This window comes from Undibacterium sp. 5I2 (genome assembly GCF_035019605.1).
Classification (GTDB): domain Bacteria; phylum Pseudomonadota; class Gammaproteobacteria; order Burkholderiales; family Burkholderiaceae_D; genus Undibacterium.
Genome location: NZ_JASJVS010000002.1, coordinates 24,343 through 46,781 on the forward strand (window position 1 = coordinate 24,343; position 22,439 = coordinate 46,781).

General features: G+C 54.8%; 20 protein-coding genes. 17 read left to right on the plus strand and 3 right to left on the minus strand.

Features of this window, described 5'->3' with window-relative positions; all coding sequences use genetic code 11:
• Window positions 1-7: 7 nt before the first annotated feature.
• From QN359_RS01035 to motD, 11 genes are all read left to right on the plus strand, one after another.
• Window positions 8-1,180 carry an acyl-CoA dehydrogenase family protein gene (locus QN359_RS01035; RefSeq protein ID WP_322247954.1) on the plus strand — a complete coding sequence of 391 codons (1,173 nt, stop codon included), beginning with the start codon at window positions 8-10 and terminating at the stop codon, window positions 1,178-1,180.
• A gap of 10 nt (window positions 1,181-1,190) precedes the next feature.
• Complete coding sequence (locus QN359_RS01040; protein ID WP_323493172.1) at window positions 1,191-3,653, plus strand: 3-hydroxyacyl-CoA dehydrogenase NAD-binding domain-containing protein; 2,463 nt, start codon at window positions 1,191-1,193, stop codon at window positions 3,651-3,653.
• Window positions 3,653-5,338 carry a long-chain fatty acid--CoA ligase gene (locus QN359_RS01045; protein ID WP_322247955.1) on the plus strand — a complete coding sequence of 562 codons (1,686 nt, stop codon included), beginning with the start codon at window positions 3,653-3,655 and terminating at the stop codon, window positions 5,336-5,338. The genes QN359_RS01040 and QN359_RS01045 overlap by 1 nt, the downstream gene beginning before the upstream one ends.
• A gap of 244 nt (window positions 5,339-5,582) precedes the next feature.
• Window positions 5,583-8,297: a magnesium-translocating P-type ATPase gene (mgtA, locus tag QN359_RS01050; RefSeq protein WP_322247956.1), complete on the plus strand. Its 2,715-nt coding sequence runs from the start codon at window positions 5,583-5,585 to the stop codon at window positions 8,295-8,297.
• A gap of 190 nt (window positions 8,298-8,487) precedes the next feature.
• Window positions 8,488-9,639: a flagellar biosynthesis protein FlhB gene (gene flhB, locus QN359_RS01055; RefSeq protein WP_322247957.1), complete on the plus strand. Its 1,152-nt coding sequence runs from the start codon at window positions 8,488-8,490 to the stop codon at window positions 9,637-9,639.
• Entirely contained in the window at window positions 9,636-11,723 is a 2,088-nt protein-coding gene (gene flhA / locus QN359_RS01060; RefSeq protein ID WP_322247959.1) for a flagellar biosynthesis protein FlhA, read from the plus strand. Before flhB ends, flhA begins: the two co-directional genes overlap by 4 nt.
• Window positions 11,720-12,991 (plus strand): flagellar biosynthesis protein FlhF, encoded by a 1,272-nt coding sequence (gene flhF, locus QN359_RS01065; protein WP_322247960.1) that lies wholly within the window; start codon window positions 11,720-11,722, stop codon window positions 12,989-12,991. The genes flhA and flhF overlap by 4 nt, the downstream gene beginning before the upstream one ends.
• Complete coding sequence (locus QN359_RS01070) at window positions 12,984-13,826, plus strand: antiactivator of flagellar biosynthesis FleN protein (RefSeq protein ID WP_322247961.1); 843 nt, start codon at window positions 12,984-12,986, stop codon at window positions 13,824-13,826. Before flhF ends, QN359_RS01070 begins: the two co-directional genes overlap by 8 nt.
• Before the next feature lie 6 nt (window positions 13,827-13,832).
• Window positions 13,833-14,564 carry an RNA polymerase sigma factor FliA gene (locus QN359_RS01075; RefSeq protein WP_322247962.1) on the plus strand — a complete coding sequence of 244 codons (732 nt, stop codon included), beginning with the start codon at window positions 13,833-13,835 and terminating at the stop codon, window positions 14,562-14,564.
• Window positions 14,546-15,286: a flagellar motor protein gene (locus QN359_RS01080; RefSeq protein ID WP_322247963.1), complete on the plus strand. Its 741-nt coding sequence runs from the start codon at window positions 14,546-14,548 to the stop codon at window positions 15,284-15,286. Before QN359_RS01075 ends, QN359_RS01080 begins: the two co-directional genes overlap by 19 nt.
• A gap of 10 nt (window positions 15,287-15,296) precedes the next feature.
• Window positions 15,297-16,076: a flagellar motor protein MotD gene (gene motD / locus QN359_RS01085; RefSeq protein ID WP_322247964.1), complete on the plus strand. Its 780-nt coding sequence runs from the start codon at window positions 15,297-15,299 to the stop codon at window positions 16,074-16,076.
• A gap of 39 nt (window positions 16,077-16,115) precedes the next feature.
• Here motD and QN359_RS01090 read toward each other — a convergent pair whose 3' ends face one another.
• The 3 genes from QN359_RS01090 to flgA form a co-directional block, all read right to left on the minus strand.
• Window positions 16,116-16,601: a flagellar protein FlgN gene (locus QN359_RS01090; protein WP_322247965.1), complete on the minus strand. Its 486-nt coding sequence runs from the start codon at window positions 16,599-16,601 to the stop codon at window positions 16,116-16,118.
• Entirely contained in the window at window positions 16,602-16,910 is a 309-nt protein-coding gene (gene flgM, locus QN359_RS01095; RefSeq protein WP_322247966.1) for a flagellar biosynthesis anti-sigma factor FlgM, read from the minus strand. It lies immediately after the preceding gene.
• 95 nt (window positions 16,911-17,005) lie between these two features.
• Window positions 17,006-17,722: a flagellar basal body P-ring formation chaperone FlgA gene (flgA, locus tag QN359_RS01100; RefSeq protein WP_322247967.1), complete on the minus strand. Its 717-nt coding sequence runs from the start codon at window positions 17,720-17,722 to the stop codon at window positions 17,006-17,008.
• Between the two features lie 175 nt (window positions 17,723-17,897).
• Here flgA and flgB point away from each other — a divergent pair, with 175 nt between their 5' ends.
• From flgB to flgG, 6 genes are read left to right on the plus strand one after another with little or no spacing between them, the layout of a single operon-like run.
• Window positions 17,898-18,302: a flagellar basal body rod protein FlgB gene (flgB, locus tag QN359_RS01105; protein WP_322251107.1), complete on the plus strand. Its 405-nt coding sequence runs from the start codon at window positions 17,898-17,900 to the stop codon at window positions 18,300-18,302.
• A 5-nt stretch (window positions 18,303-18,307) separates the two neighbouring features.
• Window positions 18,308-18,712, plus strand: a complete 405-nt coding sequence (gene flgC, locus QN359_RS01110; RefSeq protein WP_322247968.1) for a flagellar basal body rod protein FlgC — start codon at window positions 18,308-18,310, stop codon at window positions 18,710-18,712.
• A 20-nt stretch (window positions 18,713-18,732) separates the two neighbouring features.
• Window positions 18,733-19,404: a flagellar hook assembly protein FlgD gene (locus QN359_RS01115; RefSeq protein WP_322247969.1), complete on the plus strand. Its 672-nt coding sequence runs from the start codon at window positions 18,733-18,735 to the stop codon at window positions 19,402-19,404.
• 57 nt (window positions 19,405-19,461) lie between these two features.
• Window positions 19,462-20,817 carry a flagellar hook protein FlgE gene (gene flgE, locus QN359_RS01120; protein WP_322247970.1) on the plus strand — a complete coding sequence of 452 codons (1,356 nt, stop codon included), beginning with the start codon at window positions 19,462-19,464 and terminating at the stop codon, window positions 20,815-20,817.
• Window positions 20,818-20,848: 31 nt separating this feature from the next.
• Complete coding sequence (gene flgF, locus QN359_RS01125) at window positions 20,849-21,589, plus strand: flagellar basal-body rod protein FlgF (protein WP_322247971.1); 741 nt, start codon at window positions 20,849-20,851, stop codon at window positions 21,587-21,589.
• Between the two features lie 60 nt (window positions 21,590-21,649).
• The gene (gene flgG / locus QN359_RS01130; RefSeq protein WP_322247972.1) at window positions 21,650-22,432 is read left to right on the plus strand and encodes a flagellar basal-body rod protein FlgG; all 783 of its coding nucleotides are present in this window, start codon (window positions 21,650-21,652) and stop codon (window positions 22,430-22,432) included.
• Window positions 22,433-22,439: the final 7 nt, after the last annotated feature.

The following is a 22,439-nucleotide window of genomic DNA, read 5'->3' on the forward strand; positions in this document are numbered from 1 at the left end:
CATACGCATGGATCTTTCATTGAGCACTGAAGAGCAAACATTCCGCGCCGAGGTGCAGGCATTTTTACGCGCTGAGCTCAATCCCGCCTTGGCCGACAAAGTACGCTGTGGTATCCGGCTGACGAAAGCCGATATGCAGCATTGGCATGCCGTACTGCAGGCGCGCGGCTGGTTGGCCAATCACTGGCCACGTGCATTCGGTGGGCCGGGTTGGAGCACGGTGGAGAAATATATTTTTGAGCACGAGTGCGCGCTCGCCTGCGCGCCGCGCATTGTTCCGTTCGGCGTCAATATGTTGGGGCCGGTATTGATTAAATACGGCACGCCGGCGCAGCAACAGCATTGGTTGCCACGCATATTAGATGGCAGTGATTGGTGGTGCCAGGGTTATTCCGAGCCCGGGGCCGGTTCCGATTTGGCCGCGGTACAAACTACGGCTATCCATGCCGGCGATTGTTATCTGGTTAATGGCCAAAAGACATGGACCACGTTGGCACAGCACGCGAATATGATTTTTTGTTTGGTGCGCAGCGATCGCAGCGCCAAGAAACAGGAGGGTATCAGCTTTCTGCTGATCGACATGCATAGTCCCGGGGTGGAAGTGCGGCCGATTATCACCCTCGATGGCGAACACGAAGTGAATGAAGTATTTTTTCATGATGTACGCGTGCCCTTGGAAAATTTAGTTGGCACGGAACATCGTGGTTGGAGTTGTGCCAAGTATTTGCTCACGTATGAGCGCACGAATATCGCTGGCATAGGCTTTTCGTTGGCAGCACTGGCCGAACTCAAGCGCGTCGCGGCCAGCCTGTACCGCAACGGTCGTCCGCTGGCGGAAGATGCTTTGTTTGCGGCCCGGCTGGCGCGCGTAGAAATCGATTTAGCCAATATGCAGACCACCAATTTACGCGTGATCGCCGCGGTGGCTGATGGTGGTGTGCCCGGTGCTGAGAGTTCCATGTTGAAAATTCGCGGCACTGAAATTCGCCAGGAAATTCATGCCCTGATGCTGCGTGCACGCGGGCCGTCGGCGTTGTTGGCATGGCCCGATGACATGGCGTCGCAGGTGCCGGGCGCACGCGCGGCAGCCGGCTATTTTAATAACCGCAAGCTGTCGATTTTCGGCGGTTCGAATGAAATTCAAAAAAATATCATCGCCAAGATGATCTTGGGTTTGTGAGGGGTATGGTATGAATTTTGAATACAATCAGGAGCAGCGCATGCTGGCCGACAGCTTGCAGCGCTATTTTTCCCAACACGCTACACCCAGCCAGATGGCGTCGACCGGCAGCGCGCAGTGGCAGCAGATAATCGAACTCGGTGCGCCGGCGATGTTGTTTGATGAGCTGTGCGGCGGCCTCGGTGGCAGTGCGTTTGATGTGATGCTGGTGTTCGAAACCGCCGGTCAAGCCTTGCTGCGTCTGCCATTGCTGAGTACGCTGCTGTGCGGCAGCGCTTTGGCGCGCGCCGGCAGCCCGCTTCAACAAGATTATTTGGTGGCACTGCTGGCAGGGCAAGCGCAGGCCGCCTGGGCCCATCAGGAAGCCGATGGCCATTATGAAGATTGGCAAGTCGCTTGTCGGGCCCAAGCCCATGCCGAGGGTTGGCAGCTCGACGGTGTCAAAGTCTTGGTACAACATGCCGAGTCGGCCGATAGCTTCATCGTTTCGGCGCGTACTGCAGGTGCCAACCACGAACGCGAAGGGATTTCCCTATTTGTGGTGCCGCGCACTGCGCTTGGTTTGACGTTGCAGCACGGTGCGCAAATCGAAGGCGGCACGCTCAGCCGATTGCAGTTCGATCATCTGATCTTGCCGGCCACGGCACTGCTAGCTTGCACCGGTGCCGCGGCCGAGATACTCGATTATTGTACCGGCAGAGCGCTGTTGGCTTTGTGCGCAGAGGCGCTCGGTGCCATGACAGCGGCCAAGCAGGCGACCTTGAGCTACCTGCAGACACGCACGCAGTTCGGTGTGCTGATCGGTAGTTTCCAAGCTTTACAACATCGTATGGTCGATCTGTATATCGAGATTGAACAAGCGCGCTCGGCCGTTATCAATGCGGCCGCCAGTTTTGCTGCCGATGGCTACGCTGATGCACGCGCCTTGTCGGCGGCAAAATTCACCATAGGACGGGTAGCAAAACAGGTGGCCGAAGAATGTATACAACTGCACGGCGGTATGGGCATGAGTTGGGAATTGCCACTGGCGCATTATGCCAAACGCCTGATCATGATCGACCATCAGTTTGGCGATGAAGATCACCATTTGCAGCGCTATATGGCGTTGAGCGCTGCGGCCGACGCGATAAAATTGAAGAGTGAGTCAAGCATGGATTTGTTTACTACCAGTCAAGACAGCGCTGCGGCAGCGGCAGCCCACGCTGCTGACGCGGCACTGCAGGCGACTCAGATTGCCGGCGTGACGGCGGCCACACCGGTGCGTAACATTGCGTTGGTGGCGGTGATCGGTGCCGGCACCATGGGCAGTGGCATTGCGATGAATTTTCTCAATGCCGGTGTCCCGGTATTATTGTTAGAGATGCAGGCCGAGGCTCTGGCGCGCGGTCGTGCCACTATTTTGAACACTTACGATGCCGCGCTGGCTCGCGGTAAACTCAGCACGGCTGAACGCGATGCGCGTATGGTTTTGCTCAGCACCACCTTGCGCTACGAAGACATTGCCGCAGCTGATTTGGTCATTGAAGCGGTGTTTGAAGACATGGCCGTTAAACAGCAGGTGTTTGCCCGACTCGACGCGGTCATGAAGCCTGGTGCAATCCTGGCTTCGAATACCTCGACACTCGATATGAATCAGATCGCCGCCTTCACCGGACGCCCGCAAGATGTGCTTGGCTTGCATTTCTTCAGTCCAGCCCATGTGATGCGCTTGCTGGAAGTGGTGCGCACCGCGCAGACTGCGCCCGAGGTCTTGGCCAGCGTGATGCTGTTGGCGAAAAAAATCAATAAGGTGGCAGTCGTGTCTGGGGTGTGCGACGGCTTCATCGGTAACCGCATGTTGCGCTTTTACCGCGAACAGGCGCTGGCGCTGGTGGAACAGGGCGCGACGCCACAACAAGTCGATCTGGCGCTCGAACGTTGGGGCATGGCGATGGGGCCGTTCCGGATGGCCGATCTGGCCGGTCTCGATATCGGTTGGGCGGTACGCAAACGGCAATATGCAGCCGATCCGAGCATGCGTCGCTCAGTCATTGCCGATCGTTTGTGCGAAGCCGGGCGCTTCGGTCAAAAGAGTGGTGCCGGTTGGTACGCCTACGCGCCGGGTGGGCGCAGCGCCTTGCCGGACGCGGCGGTAACGCAATTGATCGCACAAGTGCGGAGTGAACACGGCATGACAGCGCGTCCTATCAATGATGAGGAAATTGTCGAGCGCTGTATGTTTGCCTTGGTGAATGAGGGGGCGCGGATCGTGGAGGAGGGGATTGCCGCGCGCTGCGCGGATGTCGATTTGGTGTATTTAGCCGGTTACGGTTTTCCGGCGTACCGCGGCGGGCCCTTGTTCTGGGCCGAGCAAATCGGCTGGACTGCGGTGCTGGCCAAGCTGAAGGAATTTGCTGCCTTGGGCGCTGCCGATGCGCGCTTCTGGCAGCCGGCTGCCTTGTTAGTCCGCTTGGCGCAGGCGGGATCGGCGTGATGGTGCCGACACATTTGCGCTTCTGGCCGCCGACACAGTCACACAGTTTGACGGTGCCGCAGACTAGCCTGCCGCATAATCTTGAGGTTGCAGCGGCACGCTATCCGGATAAAACTTTTCTGATTTTTTACGATACCCACATCAGTTATCGCCGCTTCGCGCATGAAGTCGAGTTGTTGGCTGGTTTTTTGAGTGAGCACTGCGGCGTGCGCAAAGGTGAGAGGGTGCTGCTGTACTTACAAAATAGTCCGCAATTCGTGCTTGCCTATTATGCGATTCTGCGTCTCGGTGCGGTGGTGGTACCGATTAATCCCATGAACTTGACCGAGGAATTGCGCCATTATGTCAGCGATACGGCGGCCAGCGTGGCCTTCGTGCCGCAGGATTTATTAGTGCAGATGCAGCCCTTGCTGGCCGAAGGCTTACAACATCTTATCGTGGCAGCCTATGCTGACTATCTCGAGGTCCCGAGTGATCTGACGATTCCTGACTTTGTCCGGGCCGCACGACTGCCCTTGGCTGGCCCCGGCATCACGCTCTGGAGTGCTGCCTTGGCGGCGCACTTGCAGGCCGCGCCGGTCAGCGTCGGGCCGGACGATTTATGCGTCATGCCTTACACGTCCGGCACCACCGGTCAGCCCAAGGGCTGTATGCATACCCATGCCTCGGTGATGTATAACGTGGTCGCCAGCATGCAGTGGTTCGGTGCCCAACAAGACAGTGTGGCGCTGGCAGCGCTGCCGTTTTTTCATGTGACCGGCATGCAGGGCAGTATGAACGGGCCGCTGTATATCGGCGCGACCTTGGTGCTGTTGGCGCGCTGGGACCGCGATACTGCGGCCGAATGCATACGGCGCTACCGGGTCACGGCGGTGCAATTGATTTCCACCATGGTGGTCGATCTGTTGGCCAGTCCTCGGGTTGATGACTATGATTTATCCTCCTTACGTCGTGTCAGCGGTGGCGGTGCGGCGATGCCACAGGCGATTGCGCAGAAATTCCAGGATTTGCTGGCCTTGCCGTATGTCGAGGGTTACGGTATGTCGGAAACCATTGCACCCACCCATATCAACCCGCCGCAGCGTACTAAGCAGCAGTGTCTGGGAATTCCGATTTACGATGTCGATGCACGCTTGCTCGATCCCGATACGCTGCAGCCGGCCTTGCCTGGGGCCGTGGGGGAAATCATCGTGCATGGTCCGCAAGTGATGCGAGGCTATTGGAATAACAGCGCGGCCACGGCGGCGGCCTTCATCGAGCTCGATGGCAAACGGTTTTTGCGCACCGGTGATTTGGCGCGTATCGATGAAGATGGCTATTTTTTCATGGTCGACCGCTTGAAACGCATGATCAATGCCGCCGGCTTCAAGGTTTGGCCAGCCGAAGTCGAGGCCTTGATGTATCGGCATCCGGCCATCCGCGAAGTGTGTGTGGTGGCACGCAGCGACGCGCGGCGTGGTGAAACCGTGGCGGCGGTAGTGGTGCTGCATACCGCCATGCGTGGCTTGCTCAGCGAACAGGATTTAATTGATTGGGCGCATCAGAATATGGCGGCATACAAAAGCCCGCGCAGCATTATCTTTCGCGAGGCATTGCCGAAGTCGGGCAGCGGTAAGCTTGAGTGGCGCCGCTTGCAAAGTGAAATCAGTGCTGCCCTCAGTACTACCGACTGTCAGGCCACATAGTGGGAGGCGGTATCGCCGGCATGGACGTGCTTTTGAAACATGTCAAGTAAAGTGCTGTAGCGCTCGCCTTGTTCACGATCGAGCACGACTTCGTCACGAGCCGGGCAATAGTCACCGGTGACAGCTCAAGCGAGACTGGAGTTGGGGACGGTAAACAATTGGCCTGAGTATTGCAAAAAAATTCACGCAATGGTCACACTCGGCGTTGATAATGGGGTTCGACTAATTTTTTGTTCGGAGCCTCATGCCGCGCCATTTTCTTGAACAAACTTTCGCGCGTTTCGTGCGTAACCATGATCTGGGGCGGCATTTTCGACGCCACGCGGTGCTCGAAACCCTCAGCGGCAGCGCCGTGGACAAGCACTTGGCACCGCTGCAGGAAGAGCAATTGAACGCCGCTGCCCAGATGGCCGTGCCAGCGCTGCTGCAGTCGCTGGGCAGTAGTTCGGCTGGACTGTCTGAAGCCGCGGCCGCGGCCGTGCGCGCTGTCAGCGGTTTGAATGTCATCGATCAGCAAAAAACGCTGCCGTGGTGGTGGCATTTGTGGGCTTGCTATCGCAATCCCTTCAATCTCTTGCTCACGGTATTGGCAACGATTTCTTATCTGACCGATGATTTCAAGGCTTGCAGCGTGATTCTGGCCATGGTGCTGCTGTCGACGGTGATGCGCTATGTGCAGGAAACCCGCTCATCCAAGGCGGCCGATCAGTTGAAGGCGCTCGTCAGTAATACCGCTACCGTGCTGCGACCGGCTGCCAGTGCTGGCGCGGCAGCTCAGCGCTTGGAAGTGGCATTGAAGTTTTTGGTGCCTGGCGATGTCGTGCAATTATCGGCCGGCGATATGATTCCGGCTGATGTGCGGGTGTTGACGGCGAAAGATTTGTTTCTCAGTCAAGCTGCCATGACCGGTGAATCCTTGCCGGTCGAGAAATTTGCCGAGGCCGCCGTCGCGGCGACGCCGCTGGAATCGGCCACACTGTGCTTCATGGGGACGAATGTGGTCAGTGGTGCCGCCACGGCAGTGGTGTTGGCGATCGGCAGTCATACTTATTTCGGCACCTTGGCCGACCGGGTGATGACGTCTGGGCGTGGTCCGACCGCGTTTCAGACCGGCGTCAATCAAGTCAGTTGGGTGTTAATCCGCTTCATGTTGGTGATGACGCCGCTGGTGTTTTTCATTAACGGTTTTACCAAGGGCGACTGGCTCGAAGCATTTTTGTTTGCGCTGTCGATTGCGGTTGGCTTGACGCCCGAGATGTTGCCGGTGATTGTGACGTCGACCCTGGCCAAGGGCGCGGTGATTTTATCGCGCAAAAAGGTGATCGTGAAACGGCTCGATGCGATTCAAAATTTCGGCGCCATGGATATTTTATGTACCGATAAAACCGGCACGTTGACGCAGGATAAAGTGTCGCTGACACGTCATCTCGATGCCTATGGTCAGCCATCACAAGTCGTGTTCGAGTACGCCTATCTGAACAGTTATTATCAGACCGGTTTGAAAAATTTACTCGATGTCGCCGTACTCGAGCACGTCGATGCGCCGCTCGGTGCCCGTTTGGCCGCTGCTTGTCACAAGATCGATGAAGTGCCGTTTGATTTCAGCCGTCGCCGCATGAGTGTCGTCGTCAGCCAGGCGTCCGGTGAGCATCTGTTGGTTTGTAAGGGGGCGGTGGAAGAAATTCTCGGCTGCTGCAGCGCGGTGCAAGATGGTGAGCAGGTCGCAGCCTTGACGCCGGCCGTGCTGGCGCAATTGCAGGCGGTATCGGCTCAATTGAATGCCGAGGGCTTGCGGGTGGTGGCGGTGGCACGGCGTCAGTTTGCCGTAACACAGGCCACGTATGGTGTCGCCGATGAGTCTGACTTGGTGCTGCTCGGCTATCTGGCCTTTCTCGATCCGCCCAAGGAATCGACCGCGCCGGCTTTGAAGGCTTTGCGCGCCAACGGCATCACGGTGAAGATACTGACCGGTGATAATGCGCTGGTGACGGCGAAAATTTGTCGCGAAGTCGGACTGGAAGTCGAGGGTATGCAGTTAGGCAGCGATATCGCCGGTCTCAGCGATGCCGAATTGCTGCCGCTGGCACAGGCGACGACGGTGTTTGCCAAGCTCAGTCCGCTGGATAAGGAGCGCATCGTGCGCGTCTTGCACGAGCATGGGCACGTGGTTGGGTTTATGGGCGACGGTATCAATGATGCGGCGGCCCTGCATGCGGCTGATATCGGTATTTCGGTCGATACCGCGGTCGATATTGCCAAAGAAGCGGCCGATATCATTTTGCTGGAAAAGAGTTTGATGGTACTCGATGAAGGTGTGATCGAGGGGCGCAAGACCTTTGCCAATATGCTTAAATATATCAAGATGACTGCGAGCTCGAATTTTGGGAATGTGTTTTCGGTGCTCATCGCCAGCGCTTTTTTACCGTTTCTACCTATGCTGCCGGTGCAATTGCTGGTGCAAAACCTGTTTTATGATATTTCTCAAGTCGCGATTCCCTTCGATCATGTCGATGCCGAGTTCTTGCGCCAGCCGCAGCGCTGGAATCCGGCCGATCTCGGGCGCTTCATGGTGTTTTTCGGTCCGGTCAGTTCTTTGTTTGATCTGCTGACCTTTGCGCTGTTGTGGTATGTGTTTCATATCAATACGCTCGATCAGCAGGCGCTGTTCCAGTCGGCTTGGTTTGTCGAAGGTTTGCTGTCACAAACGCTGATTGTGCATTTGATACGCACGCGTAAAATTCCTTTCATACAGAGTCGCGCCGCTTGGCCCTTGATCGGCATGACAGCGGCGGTGATGGTTTGTGGTTTGGCTTTGCCATTTTCTGCGCTGGCCGGCTATTTCAAGTTTGTCGCTTTGCCAGCTGGGTATTTGCCCTGGTTGCTGGCGCTGTTGTTCTGTTACATGCTGCTGACCCAAGCCATGAAACACTGGTATGCGCGGCGCTATAGATGGCAATGAGTTGGCAATGAGCCGGCGCGGATGCGCCGATTCTGTTGCTGGCCACGTTTCCGATACGAAACTAATTTGAATAGGCGGGTGTTTACTCGCCTATTCCGCGCTTCCAATTCTCTCTGCCCCGTCAATAATAAGCCTGTGTACTTGCGTGAATAAAGCATTTATTGCTTTTCAGAAATGACAGGAGTCGGCAATGGCCGAAGAAAGCGATCTCGAAAAAACCGAACCGGCCTCCCAGAAGCGCCTTGACCAGGCGCGTGAAGAGGGGGATGTGCCACGTTCGCGCGAGTTGTCGACCTGTACCATTTTACTGGCTGCCGGCGCGGCTTTTTGGAGTCTTGGTGATGGCTTGGTGCGGGAGCTGAGCCGCAGTCTGACGGCTGGCTTGATGTTTGATCGCTCGAGCGCCTACGATTTCAATTTACTCATCGGTCAGCTCGGCATGAATCTGTTTCAGGTGGCACTGGCCTTCGCGCCGGTCGCTGGGGTACTGGTGATTGTGGCGCTGGCTTCGCCGGTGCTGATTGGCGGCTGGTTGTTCAGTGCCAAGGCTTTGGCACCGAATTTCGGTCGTATGAATCCTATCTCCGGTCTCGGGAACATGGTTTCGTCACGGGCTGGGGTGGAATTGGTTAAGGCAGTGATTAAAACTTTGATCGTCGGTAGCGTCGCGTGGATCGTCATCATGGGTCAGAAGCAGGCGATTTTCGGTTTGCCGCTGGAATCTCTGCATGCCGGTATCAGCCACGTCGGCCATATGTTGTTGGTGTGTTTTATGTCGATTGTCGGTGCTTTGGTGCTGATTGCGGCCATCGATGCGCCGTATCAGATGTGGCACTACGCTGACAAGCTGAAAATGACGCGCCAGGAAATGATCGAGGAAGCCAAGGAAGCCAACGGGAATCCGCAGATGAAAGCCAAAATTCGCCAACAACAGCGCGAAATGGCACGGCGTCGAATGATGGCGGAAATTCCGACGGCCGATGTGATCGTCACTAACCCGACCCACTATGCGGTGGCTTTGAAATATACCGAAGGTGGTAACGGTGCACCGAAAGTGGTGGCCAAAGGGGCTGATGAGATCGCGGCGAAAATTCGTGAAATCGGTAAAGAAAATAATATTCCGCTGCTGGCCGCACCGCCGCTGGCGCGTGCTTTGTACAAGCATACCGAACTGGGTCAACAAATCCCCGAAGCCTTGTACGCCGCAGTAGCCGAAGTGCTGGCCTATGTGTATCAGTTGCGGACCTATCGTGAACATGGTGGCGTGCGCCCGCAGTTGCCGGAAAAATTGGATGTGCCGGCTGAGTTGGACCCGAATAATGCATCAGGAGTTAGCGTATGAACAGTCTGAAATTACCTCTGTGGATGGCTGGCTTGAACGGCCGTGCGCTGGCTGCGCCGATGCTGATCATCTTAATGCTGGCGATGATGGTGCTGCCGCTGCCAGCTTTCATTCTCGACGTGTTTTTCAGTTTCAATATCGCCATCGCCATCATCGTGCTGCTGACCAGTTTGTACACGGTCAAGCCGCTTGATTTCATGGTGTTTCCGACGGTCTTGTTGGTGAGTACTATGTTGCGTCTCTCGCTCAACGTCGCCTCGACCCGGGTGGTGCTGACCGAAGGGCATACCGGTCCCGATGCGGCCGGTAAAGTGATTGAAGCGTTCGGCCATTTCCTGATCGGTGGAAATTACACGGTTGGTATCGTGGTGTTTGTGATTTTGACGATTATTAATTTTACTGTTGTGACCAAAGGTGCCGGCCGTATCGCTGAAGTTGGTGCCCGTTTTGCACTCGATGCGATGCCGGGTAAGCAAATGGCCATCGATGCCGATCTCAACGCCGGCCTGATCGCCGAACAAGAAGCACGCCGTCGCCGCACCGAAGTTTCGCAAGAAGCCGAGTTCTACGGTGCCATGGATGGTGCGAGTAAATATGTACGTGGTGATGCCGTCGCCGGCATCATGGTGACGGTGATTAATATCGTCGGTGGCTTGGTGGTGGGGATGGTGCAGCATGATCTCGATTTTGCCGAAGCCTTGAAAAACTATACGCTGTTGGCCATCGGTGATGGCTTGGTGGCGCAGATTCCATCTTTGATCATTTCCACCGCCGCCGGTATCGTCGTCTCGCGCGTGGCCAGTGATCAGGATATCAGCGGTCAATTGATCGGCCAGCTGTTTGCCAAGCCACAGGTGATGTTCATTACCGCCGGCATCGTCGGCGGCATGGGAATTATTCCGGGCATGCCGCATGTGGCTTTCATTATGTTGGCGGCGGTGTTGGGTGGTTCCGGCTATTTGGTGCAGAAAAAAGCCACCGCGGCGGCACAGGAACCGGTCAAGAGCGATGCGCCGGCGCCGGTGGCGCAGGAAATGGAAGAGGCTACTTGGCAAGATATTCTGCCGGTCGATACGCTGGGCTTGGAAGTCGGTTATCGCCTCATTCCGCTGGTGGATAAATCGCAGGGCGGCGAGTTGCTGCGTCGGATTAAAGGCATACGCAAGAAGTTCGCCCAAGAAGTCGGTTTCTTGTCGCCACCGGTACATATACGCGACAATCTTGAATTAAAACCTTCGGCTTATAAGATCGCCTTGAAAGGCGTCGAAGTCGGTTCCGGCGAAGCGATGAACGGGCAGTTTTTGGCGATTAACCCGGGGATGGTGTCGGGTCCTTTGCCTGGTCCGGAAACCACCGACCCAGCGTTCGGTTTGCCAGCCGTGTGGATCGACTCCAGCATGCGTGAACAAGCCCAATCGATGGGTTATACCGTGGTCGATGCCGGTACCGTGATTGCCACGCACTTGAATCACTTGATCACGACTCATGCGGCGGAATTACTTGGTCGTCAAGAGGTACAGCAATTACTCGATCATTTGGCCAAAGAAATGCCGAAGATGGTGGAAGATTTGGTGCCGAAATTATTGTCTTTATCGGTATTGCAAAAAGTTTTGCAAAATTTATTGCTCGAGGGCGTACATATCCGCGACATGCGCACGATTATCGAAACCCTGTCTGAACAAGCCGTGCAAACTCAGGATGCCGCTGAATTGACGGCGCAAGTGCGGATTGCACTCGGTCGTGCGATTGTTCAGCAGATTTTCCCGGCGACTAATGAGTTGACCGTGATGACGCTGGACGCTCGTTTGGAACGCTTGCTCATGCAAGCACTCAATGCCGGCGGCAATGATGGTGCAGCGCTTGAGCCAGGCTTGGCCGATACCTTAACCAGTCAGACCGAAATCGCGGCCAAGCATCAAGAGCAACTGGGCATGACGCCGGTGTTGTTGGTGCCGGCACCTTTGCGCGCCTTGTTATCAAAATTTTTACGCCGGACTTTACCGCAATTGAAAGTCTTGTCGCACGCCGAATTACCGGAAACAAAAACCATTAGAGTTACCAGCCTTGTTGGAGGGCAATCATGAACGTCAAAAAATTTACAGCCAATACGTCGCGTGAAGCATTGCGTCTGTTGCGCGAGGCCTTAGGTGCCGATGCGGTGATTTTATCGAACCGCAATGTTGACGGTCAGGTCGAAATTCTCGCCATTGATGACAGCGCTATTCATGCTTTGACACCGCAGACTGCCAGCACCGTAGCGGCCGCCAAAAGCCCCACGCCCAACGCCATTCCTGATACGCCGCGCATCACGCCGCCGTATGCTGCGCCAGTGCGTGCCGCGATCCGCATGCCTGAACCAGTGCTGGCGGCCGCGCCCAAGTCTTCCGAAATGAGCGACATGATGAGTGAAATTCGCTCGATGCGCAGCATGCTCGAGGCGCAGTTGGCGGAGCTGTCTTGGAGTCAAACCCAGCAACGCCAACCGCATAAGTCTGAAGTACTGAAGGAAATGCTGGCGACCGGCTTGAGTGCCAGTTTGTCGCGTTTTTTGGTCGCCAAGTTGCCCGATGATCAGACTGCCGCAGCGGGAATAGAGTGGGTTAAAGCGATCTTGGCGCGTAATTTGTCGGCCATCGACAATGAAAATGAAATTTTGGAAAAAGGCGGCGTGTACGCCTTGGTCGGCCCGACTGGTGTAGGCAAAACCACCACCACGGCAAAACTGGCAGCGCGTTGCGTGATGCGCCACGGCCCTTCGCAATTGGCGCTCATCACCACCGACGGCTATCGTATCGGTGGCTATGAGCAGTTGCGTATCTATGGAAAAATCTTGGGCGTGATGGTGCATGCGGTGAAAGATGAAAGCGATTTGCGCATCGCCTTGTCTGAGCTCAAGAATAAACATACGGTACTCATCGATACGGTCGGCGTCAGTCAGCGCGATAAAATGGTGACTGATCAGGTGGCGATGCTCTCGGGTGCCAATACCGAAGTCAAGCGCTTGCTCTGTTTGAATGCGACTTCGACCGGTGAAACGCTCAGTGAAGTGGTACGGGCGTATCAGGGCAGTGGTTTGGCTGGCTGTATTTTGACTAAGCTCGATGAGGCGGCCACCATCGGTGGGGTACTGGATATCGCGATTCGTCAGAAACTGACTTTGTATTATGTGGCCAGCGGTCAGCGCGTTCCGGAAGATTTACATGTCGCCAACAAGCAGTACTTGGTCGACCGCGCCTTTAAACTCAAACGCGAAACGGCGGCCTTCCGCTATCTCGATGAAGAATTGCCTTTGCTCATAGCCGGTGCGGCACGCGCCGGTCAAAGCTTGGTGCGGGAGGTGTCTCTTGGCTAATTTCGATCAAGCAGAAGGTTTGCGTCGTTTACTCGCCGGTCCGAAACCGCGCGTACTGAGTTTTTTGTCGGTGCTTGAGGAAGAGGATAAGAGCGCTATGATGGTCAATCTCGGCGTTTCTTTGGCACGTCAGGGAAGTGAGATCTTGATGGTTGATGCGCGTTCGTCAGGAAACAGTATCGGTGCATGGTTAAATGCCAAAAATGACATGAGCTTATTGGATGTCGCGAAACAACAGCGTACAATGCACGAGGCAGTTAAAATCGCCGCGGCCGGCTTGTCAGTGGCGATGTTGTCGCGCCATTCCTGGCAGTTGTCGAGTTTGCCGGAGCCACAGGCGCGTCGTTTGGCCAGTGTGTTCGATATGGCAGTGCAGCGCTATGACTTGGTGGTGGTCGATGCCGATATCGATAGCGACGATGCGTTTCCGCTCGCTTCACTCGATGACAGTGAAGTGATCTTGCAAGTGTCGGCCGATCCGGCGGCGATCAAGGCGGCATATGGCTTGATCAAGCGGATCAGCAGTCGTCTCGGTCGTCGCTCTTTCAGTATCTTGGTATCCGGGGTATCGGAACGCGAAGCGAATTTAATTTTTACGAATATGGCGCAGGCGGCCAGTCGTTATTTGGCTGTGCCCTTGCGTTTTGTCGGTTATGTACCGGACGATGAAGATGTCAGGAAGGCGGCGCATCAGGGACAATCGGTGATCGATGCCTTCCCTAAAGCGCATGCCTCATTGGCGTTTTCGCGACTGGCCCGTGGTTTTGCCGCGACGGCACGTTCTACTTTGTGTTTGCACGGCTTACCTGAGTTGGGTGTCGGTCTCGGAATTTAATTTACTATGTACACCGCTAGCGGAAAAGCAGATAAAAATTTTCTCCTCAGGGAGCATGCGCCACTGGTTAAGCGTCTCGCTTACCAGTTGAAGGCGCGCCTGCCTCCGAGTGTCGAGGTCGATGACCTGATACAAGCTGGCATGATTGGTTTGCTCGATGCGGTCAATCGCTATGAAGATACCCATGGCGCACAGTTTGAAACCTATGCCGTTCAGCGCATTCGTGGTGCCATGCTCGATGAATTACGGAACACCGATTGGTTGCCGCGCGGCGTAAGACAGAATATGCGCAAGATAGAAACGGCAATGAACGTTTTGCAGCAGAAAATGGGTCGTCCGCCGACCGAAACGGAGGTCGCCAAGTCGCTCAAAATGACACTCGGTGAATACCAAGACTTGCTCGGTGACAGCGGTGGCCATCAATTGGTGTATTACGAAGATTTTCATGATGCCGACACCAAAGAGCATTTTCTCGATCACTACAGTTCAGACAGCGCTGGCGATCCCTTGCAGGATTTGCTCAATGATGATTTTCGTGATGCCGTCATCGGTGCCATTGACAGTTTGCCGGAGCGCGAGAAGTTGTTGATGGGCTTGTACTATGAGCAAGAATTGAATCTCAAAGAAATCGGTGTCGTGATGGGTGTCTCCGAATCACGGGTATCGCAATTGCATAGTCAGGCCGTGGCGCGGATGCGTGCGTTTTTAAGGGAGAAGGCGTGGACTGGGCTAGCTTAGCAGGATTGATCCTGGTAGTGGTCGGCATCGGTGCCGGCCAATTGATGGAAGGCGGGCGCTTGTCTTCGCTGGTGCAGCCGGCCGCTTTCGTGATCGTCGTGCTCGGTACCTTGGGGGCGGTGCTGTTGCAAAGCCGCTTGGCGACATTCCGCCAGGGCGTGCGCATGTTCCGCTGGGTGCTCTCTGAGCCGCCCGACAATAGCCGTAAAAACGTCCAAGATGCTTTGATCTGGAGCGTGGTGGCGCGTCGCGAAGGCTTTCTCAGTCTCGAGCGCTACATGACGGCATCGAGCGACCCCTTCATCAGCAAAGGTTTGCGCTTGGTTATCGATGGCGTCGATCCGGTGCGCCTCAAAGATATACTTGAGGTGGATATTTCACTGTATGAAATGGAACAACGCCAAGCCGCCAAGATCTGGGAGTCGGCCGGTGGTTATTCGCCCACCATAGGCATACTCGGGGCGGTGCTGGGTTTGATACATGTGATGGAAAACCTGAGCGATCCTTCGCGCCTGGGTGGCGGTATCGCTGTTGCCTTTGTGGCGACGATTTACGGCGTTGGATTGGCAAATTTATTATTTCTGCCTGTCAGTAATAAACTCAAAGAAATTATCGCCAAAGAAATTACCCGCCGCGAAATGCTGTGTGATATTTTTTACAGCATTGCACTCGGCGATAGCCCGCGTGTGGTCGAAGAGCGTGTCGCTTACTACCGACGCTAGGTAAATCGATATGGCGCGCAGAAAATTTCACGAAGAGCCGGAAAACCATGAGCGTTGGCTGGTGTCATATGCCGATTTCATTACCTTGCTGTTTGCTTTTTTTGTTGTCATGTATGCCATTTCTTCTGTCAATGAAGGAAAATACCGGGTCTTGTCGAATTCATTGACTGGTGCGTTCAGCAATAAGCCGCCGACCGTCGGCACCTTGCCGACAACGGCGGTCGATCCGCTGCTCAAACTCGATCCATTGCCTTTGATTAAGCAACGTGCCAATGAGGGTTTGCGCAAGGAACGAGAAAAAATGACCAGTGTGGCGCGCGACATCATGGCCGCGCTCGAACCCTTGGTACGTGAGGGTAAGGTCAGGGTCACGCAAACCAGTCGTGGTGTGACCATAGAAATCAATGCCAGCTTATTATTCCCTACCGGTGAGGCGCGCCTGAGTCCCGATTCGGTTGCGGCCTTAAGCGCTATTGCCAGTGTATTGAAAATCGATACCCACGCGATTCAAGTCGAAGGTCATACCGATAACTTACCGATACGTAATTCCATTTTCCCCTCTAATTGGGAGCTCTCGGCCGTGCGTGCCAGTACTGTGGCGCGCTTGCTGACCGAAAATGGCGTCGATGAAATGCGTGTGAGTGCCGTCGGGCAGGGTGCCAAACTACCTTTAGGCAGTAATGAGACGGTCGAGGGGCGTGCGCGCAATCGGCGCGTCAGTGTCACGGTGTTGGCGGTCTTGCCTGATCCGGTGGTGGATGTGCCGCTTGAGGCTGCTGCGGCCAGGTAGCACGCTGTCGTGCTCTGTCCGGCAGCCCGTGAATACTGCTTAACTGGCGACCATGCCTTTGCCGCTTGGTGCTTTGATGGTGGATTGGCCATTCGGGCCGTATAAGGAGCCGGCGCTGCCGCCTTGTTGAAAGACCCCGAGTGCAGCCTGGTTTTGCGACAGGCGGCGGCTGATCAATAAGCCATTGCTGCGGTTCTTTTCTTTGGCTTCGGTCGAAACCAACAGTAAGTCTTCCCACAACTGAATCGTGCTGGCCTCGGCATGGGCTGCCAAATACGCGCGCATACCTGCCAAATCATTGCTGTAAGCGGCGGCGCTGAGTAGCGCGACACGCTTTTTTTCCCATATTGAAATGCTGCTGAGTAATTCCGCCTTGTTTGCGCTGCTGCGCTTGAGCGCTTCAATATCGCCGCCCACGAGGGCAGCTTGTTCGCCGCTCAGTAAGGTGGAGAGCGCGCTCATCATGGCATATTCGTCTTGCAAACACTGCAAAATTGCAGCGTCATTCGTACTAGGACTGGTCATTTAACGTTTTCTGGCGTTGAGTAAATCTTTCACGGATTCCAGTAAGCCGTCGGCAACTTTTTCAGAGTTGACCTGAAAACGACCTTCTGAAATGGCTAATTTTATCTCCTCCACTTTCTTGCTTGCAAATACAGCGCTGCTCGCTTGAGTGCTTTGCATTGCTTGCAACTGGGTGGAAAGCGGAGAAATCTGTACGTTGATCGATGGCGTCGGAGCAGTAGCTACTCGTTCCGGCGCTTTATCGGTACGGACAGGCGGCGGACTGACTGGCAGTGTCGTCGTCTTATTCAGTGTGTCATCAATTTTCACAGCGATACCCTTTGGGATAGGAATTATCTACATCTACAATTCGGTTATCGGCTGGGTAATTTCAAACTTTAATATTAAGGGCAAAAAATTTTCATTCAATTGCTGATTTCTATGATTCCACCTGCTTTGGCGATGCCGCTCAGGGTCAGACCGGAGCTGGTACGGGCCCGCGCCATCTCGCCTTCGGCCGCATTACTCAGAGCTTGGCCATCGGTAGTGACTTGAAAACCAGCTCCATTGCTGACTACCCGTACCGATTGCCCTTGTTGCACTACCGGTGGGTTTTTCAAGGCATCGGGGCGCAGCACGCTGCCTGAGCTTAACGAGAACTGGATCGCCTTGCCGATTGCTTGCTCGGGATTGCTGACCACGCCGCTGGCAAAGTTCGACACTTCACCCCGAATTTTACTCAGGTCATCGGCGGTCAATACTTGGCCGCGCGTAAGTGTTCTGGATGCAACATAGTAGTCGGCCGTGATCTGTACATTCGCGCGCAAGTAGAGCGTCCATGCGACCGGGCCAGCGCAGCGTATGCCGACCGTGGTCTTGCCCCAGGCTTTGCTGCCCGCTGGCAAAAATGCGCTGAGGGCATCGCATGCAGCCAAGTTCAGACGTGGGTCGACCGCACCGATGCTGATGGTGGCTGAACCGGCTTGCGACTTGGCCAGTTGTTGCATGTAGTCAGTAGCCAGATTGCGCAGGCTTTCATGATCTTGCTGTTCGGCTATGTTATTCGCTGCCATGGTGGTGCTGGCAAGACTGGCCAGCCAGAGCAGTGCCAAACGGCGCAGCGTTGCCGGGTAATTGAACATAATAGACTTTCACAAGCTTGGTCGATCACCCATCTTAAACCTTGAGGCGCGGCTTGAAGTGACGAATAGGCCTGGTTTTCCCTACTTGATCGAGCAATTGAAGCCGTGTTGCTTGACCTATTATGGAACAGATGGAAAACCGTAACAAAACCGCAGGGCCGAACCGGAGGGGTGGATTGTGACTAAACTGGATGACTTATTTCGATTTCAACAAACCGCCTTGTCGGTTCGTGGTCAACGCCAGCAATTGCTGGCATCGAATATCGCCAACGCCGATACGCCGAATTACAAAGCGCGTGACATCGACTTCAAAGCCGTCTTGAGCGGTGCCTTGCAAGCTAACAATGGCCAGGTCAGCGCCGGGCTCAATAAAACCGCGGCGGCCCATCTCGATGCCAGTGGCTCGGCGGCCGGTATGACACCGCAATATCGCAATATGGTGCAAGGCAATGTCGACGGTAACACCGTCGATATGGATGTCGAACGCAATCAGTTTGCCGATAACGGCGTGCATTACGAAGCGGCATTGACCATGGTAAATATGCAAATCCGCAATATGCTTGCGGCTATTCAGGGGTAATCATCATGTCGCTGTTTAATGTTTTTAATGTAGCCGGTTCGGCGATGAGTGCTCAGGCACAGCGTCTGAATGTGGTCTCGAGTAATCTGGCCAATGCCGACAGCGTGACGAGCTCGAACGGGCAGCCATATCGCGCCAAGCAAGTGGTGTTCAGTGCCACGCCAGTCGAAGGTACCAGTTCGACCGGGGTCAAGGTTTCCCAAGTGGTCGAAGATGCCACGCCGCCCAAGTTAATGTACGACCCCAAGCATCCGCTGGCAGATGAAAAAGGCTATGTCGCGATGCCGAATGTGAATGTTGTTGAAGAAATGGTCAATATGATATCGGCCTCGCGCTCCTACCAAGACAATGTCGAGACCATGAATTCGGCCAAAGCCATGTTATTAAAAACGCTCACCCTGGGTCAGTAAGACTCATTTAGGAGAAATGAATGTCCACGATACAAACGAATACGGTTGATTCCTCTTTGCTGACCACAATGAATGGCAAGACCTCGACCGCTACGTCGGTGCAGTCGGCACAAAATCAATTCATGACTTTGCTGACCACACAGATGAAAAATCAAGATCCCTTGAATCCTATGGATAATGCCCAGGTGACTAGCCAGCTAGCGCAATTGTCAACGGTGACCGGGATCAATCAATTGAATGCCTCGGTCAATAGCCTCAACAGCAACTTTCAAGCCAGTCAAAACTTACAGTCGGCCAATATGATCGGTCATGGCGTGCTGGCACATGGGAATACACTCAACTTGACCAGCGGTAAAGCCGTGTATGGCGTGACGATGCCACAAAATGTCAGCAATGCCTCGGTGGCCGTGACTGATGCCTCCGGCGCAGTGGTGCGCATGATTGCCCTCGGTGCGGTGGCTCAAGGTACCAACAGCATGAGCTGGGATGGTAAAACTGATAGCGGTGCCACGGCACCCGACGGTAACTATACCTTCAATGTCAGCGCCACCAATAACGGCGTCACTGTCGCGCCAACTAATTTGGAATTCGGTATGGTCGCTAGCGTTTCTTCGAGCGCACAGGGGGTGAAATTGAATCTCGCCAGCAATATGGGCGCGATTAATGTCAGTGATGTGGTGCAAATTTACTAAAACATAGAGGCCCGCATTGCGGTGCCGGTTTGAGCTTTCATCTCAGGGAGAAAAATTATGGGTTTCCAACAAGGTTTAAGTGGCTTGAATGCCTCATCCAAGCAGCTCGACGTGATTGGTAATAATATTGCCAATGCCAATACAGTCGGTTTTAAACAGGCGCAAACGCAGTTTGCCGACGTCTATGCCAATTCGCTCAGTGGTGCAGCCGCGAACACCGCCGGTATCGGTGTGCGGGTGGCGGATGTGGCGCAGCAATTTACACAAGGTAATATCAGTTCTTCGAATAACCCGCTCGACATCGCGATCAACGGCAATGGCTTTTTTCGTATGAATACCAATGGCGCGATCACGTATTCGCGCAATGGTCAGTTTCAACTCGATAAAAACGGCTACATCACTAATTCGAATAATTCGCAACTGACCGGCTATGTGGCCGACGTCAACGGCGTGCTCTCGACCGGTGCGGCCGCGCCGATCAATATCAATACCTCTGATATCGCGCCGGCGCAAACCAAGGTCACGAATGCGATCATGAATCTTGATTCGACCGAAAACGTCCCGGGCACGCAATTGCCGGTAACGACGCCGCCGGTGATCACGCCGATCGCTTTCGATCCGGCCACCCCGACTTCATATAATAATGCGACCTCGACCACGGTGTATGATAGTCTCGGTAACTCGCATGTGCTGCAAACCTTTTATGTGCGCGTTGATCCGGTCACCACGCCGCCGGCCACGGCCGGAACGATAGAGTGGAATGTCTACGCGACCGTTGATGGGAATCGCTTTGATGCCGCCGGCGCACTGACGCCGACCGGCACGGCGGCGACCCCGATCGGCAAGCTGGCCTTCAACAATCTCGGTGCTTTGCAAAGCGCGACGCCATCGTTTTCGGCCACCAGCCCAGAGGCACTTAAGATGATCGTGCCGGTCTCTTCCGGTGCGGTGACGCCTATCAATACCGCCGCCATTGCGATCAAGTTTGATTACACCAGTACCACCCAGTTTGGTTCAACCTTCAGTGTCAGTACCATGAAGCAGGATGGTTTTGCTTCGGGAAAATTATCGAAGTTCAATACCGGCAAGGATGGCTCCATCGTCGGCAGTTACACCAATGGTCAGACCAAGGTGCTCGGTCAGGTGGTATTGGCATCGTTTACCGATCCTAACGGTTTGCAATCGTTGGGTGGCAATCAATGGGCCGAGACCGCCGCTTCCGGTCAAGCCCTGACCGGCCCGCCGAATTCCGGCAGCCTCGGGGTGTTGACCTCATCGTCGACCGAAGATTCCAACACCGATCTGACCGGCGAATTGGTCAACATGATTACCGCGCAGCGTATTTATCAAGCTAATGCGCAAACCATTAAAACCCAGGATCAGGTACTGCAAACGCTGGTCAATCTGCGTTAATGCCTGGTTTGCTGATTGAAGGGAAACTGCCGTGGATCGTTTAGTCTATACCGCCATGACCGGTGCCAGTCATATTTTGGAACAACAGGCGACGGTGGCACATAATCTTGCCAACGTCTCGACCACCGGTTTTCGCGCGCAACTCGATTCGTTTCGCGCAGTTCCAGTGATTGGTGGTGAATTGCCGACGCGTGCCTTTGTGGTTGATGCCACGGTCGGGGCCGATTTTTCCGGCGGCAGTTTGCAGTTGACCGGGCGCGAGCTCGACGTGGCGATTCAAGGTTCCGGCTGGTTGGCGGTAGAAAAGCCCGATGGCTCGGAAGGCTTGACGCGCAACGGCAGTTTGAAAACCGATGAAAACGGCGTCTTACAAACCCAAGATGGTTTGAATGTGTTGGGCGAAGGTGGCCCGATCACGATACCACCTGGGGTGGGGGTGACGATAGGGAAGGATGGAACGATTTCCAGCATCCCCAGCGGTTCGCAACCGAATTCCATACAGGTAGTCGGGCGTTTGAAACTGGTCAATCCACCGGAATCGAATATCGTGCGCGGCGACGACGGCTTGTTTAAAACCAAAGATGGCAGCACCGCCGATGCCGATCCAACGGTCAGCGTGGCTGGCAGCATGCTCGAGAGCAGTAATGTCAATGCGGTGGAGTGCATGGTGTCGATGATTAATCTCGGTCGCAATTTTGAAATGCAAATGAAATTGATGACGAATGCCGAGAACAACGCGACAAAAGCCACGCAGATCCTGTCTTTGAGTTGAGATCGACTGGTGCATACTGAATACTGATAATTGGCCGTCAAGGGTCAAGGGAGAAAACAAATGATACGTTCCTTATGGATTGCCAAGACAGGTTTGGATGCGCAGCAAACGCAGATGGACGTGATTTCGAATAATCTCGCCAACGTCAGTACCACCGGTTTCAAAGGTTCGCGCGCCGTATTCGAAGATTTGTTATACCAAACTTTACGTCAACCGGGTGCCCAAAGCTCTCAGCAAACACAATTGCCATCGGGTTTGCAACTTGGTACCGGGGTGCGGCCGGTTGCGACTGAACGAATTTTTACTCAGGGTAATTTGCAGCAAACCGGTAACAGCAAAGACGTGGCGATTCAGGGCGACGGTTTTTTCCCGGTCCTGATGCCGGACGGTTCTACCGGTTACACGCGCGATGGCTCGTTTCAAAGTGATAATCAAGGGCAATTGGTGACGGCCAGTGGCTTCGTGGTGCAACCGGCGATCACGATTCCGGCCAATGCGCAAAGTATTACCGTCGGACTCGATGGTACGGTGTCGGTAACCCAGCCCGGCTCGGTGAACCCAGTACAGGTCGGCTCTTTGCAACTGGCGACTTTCATCAATCCGGCCGGTTTGCAAGCCTTGGGTGCGAATATGTATGCCGAAACCGCCGCTTCCGGCGCACCAGCGACGAATACACCGGGCACCAACGGTGCCGGTTCGTTGGCGCAGAATTACATCGAAACCTCGAACGTGAATGTCGCTTCCGAACTGGTGAATATGATACAGACCCAGCGTGCCTACGAAATGAACAGTAAAGCGATCACCACATCCGATCAGATGTTGACGCGTTTATCGCAAATGTAAAGTGTGA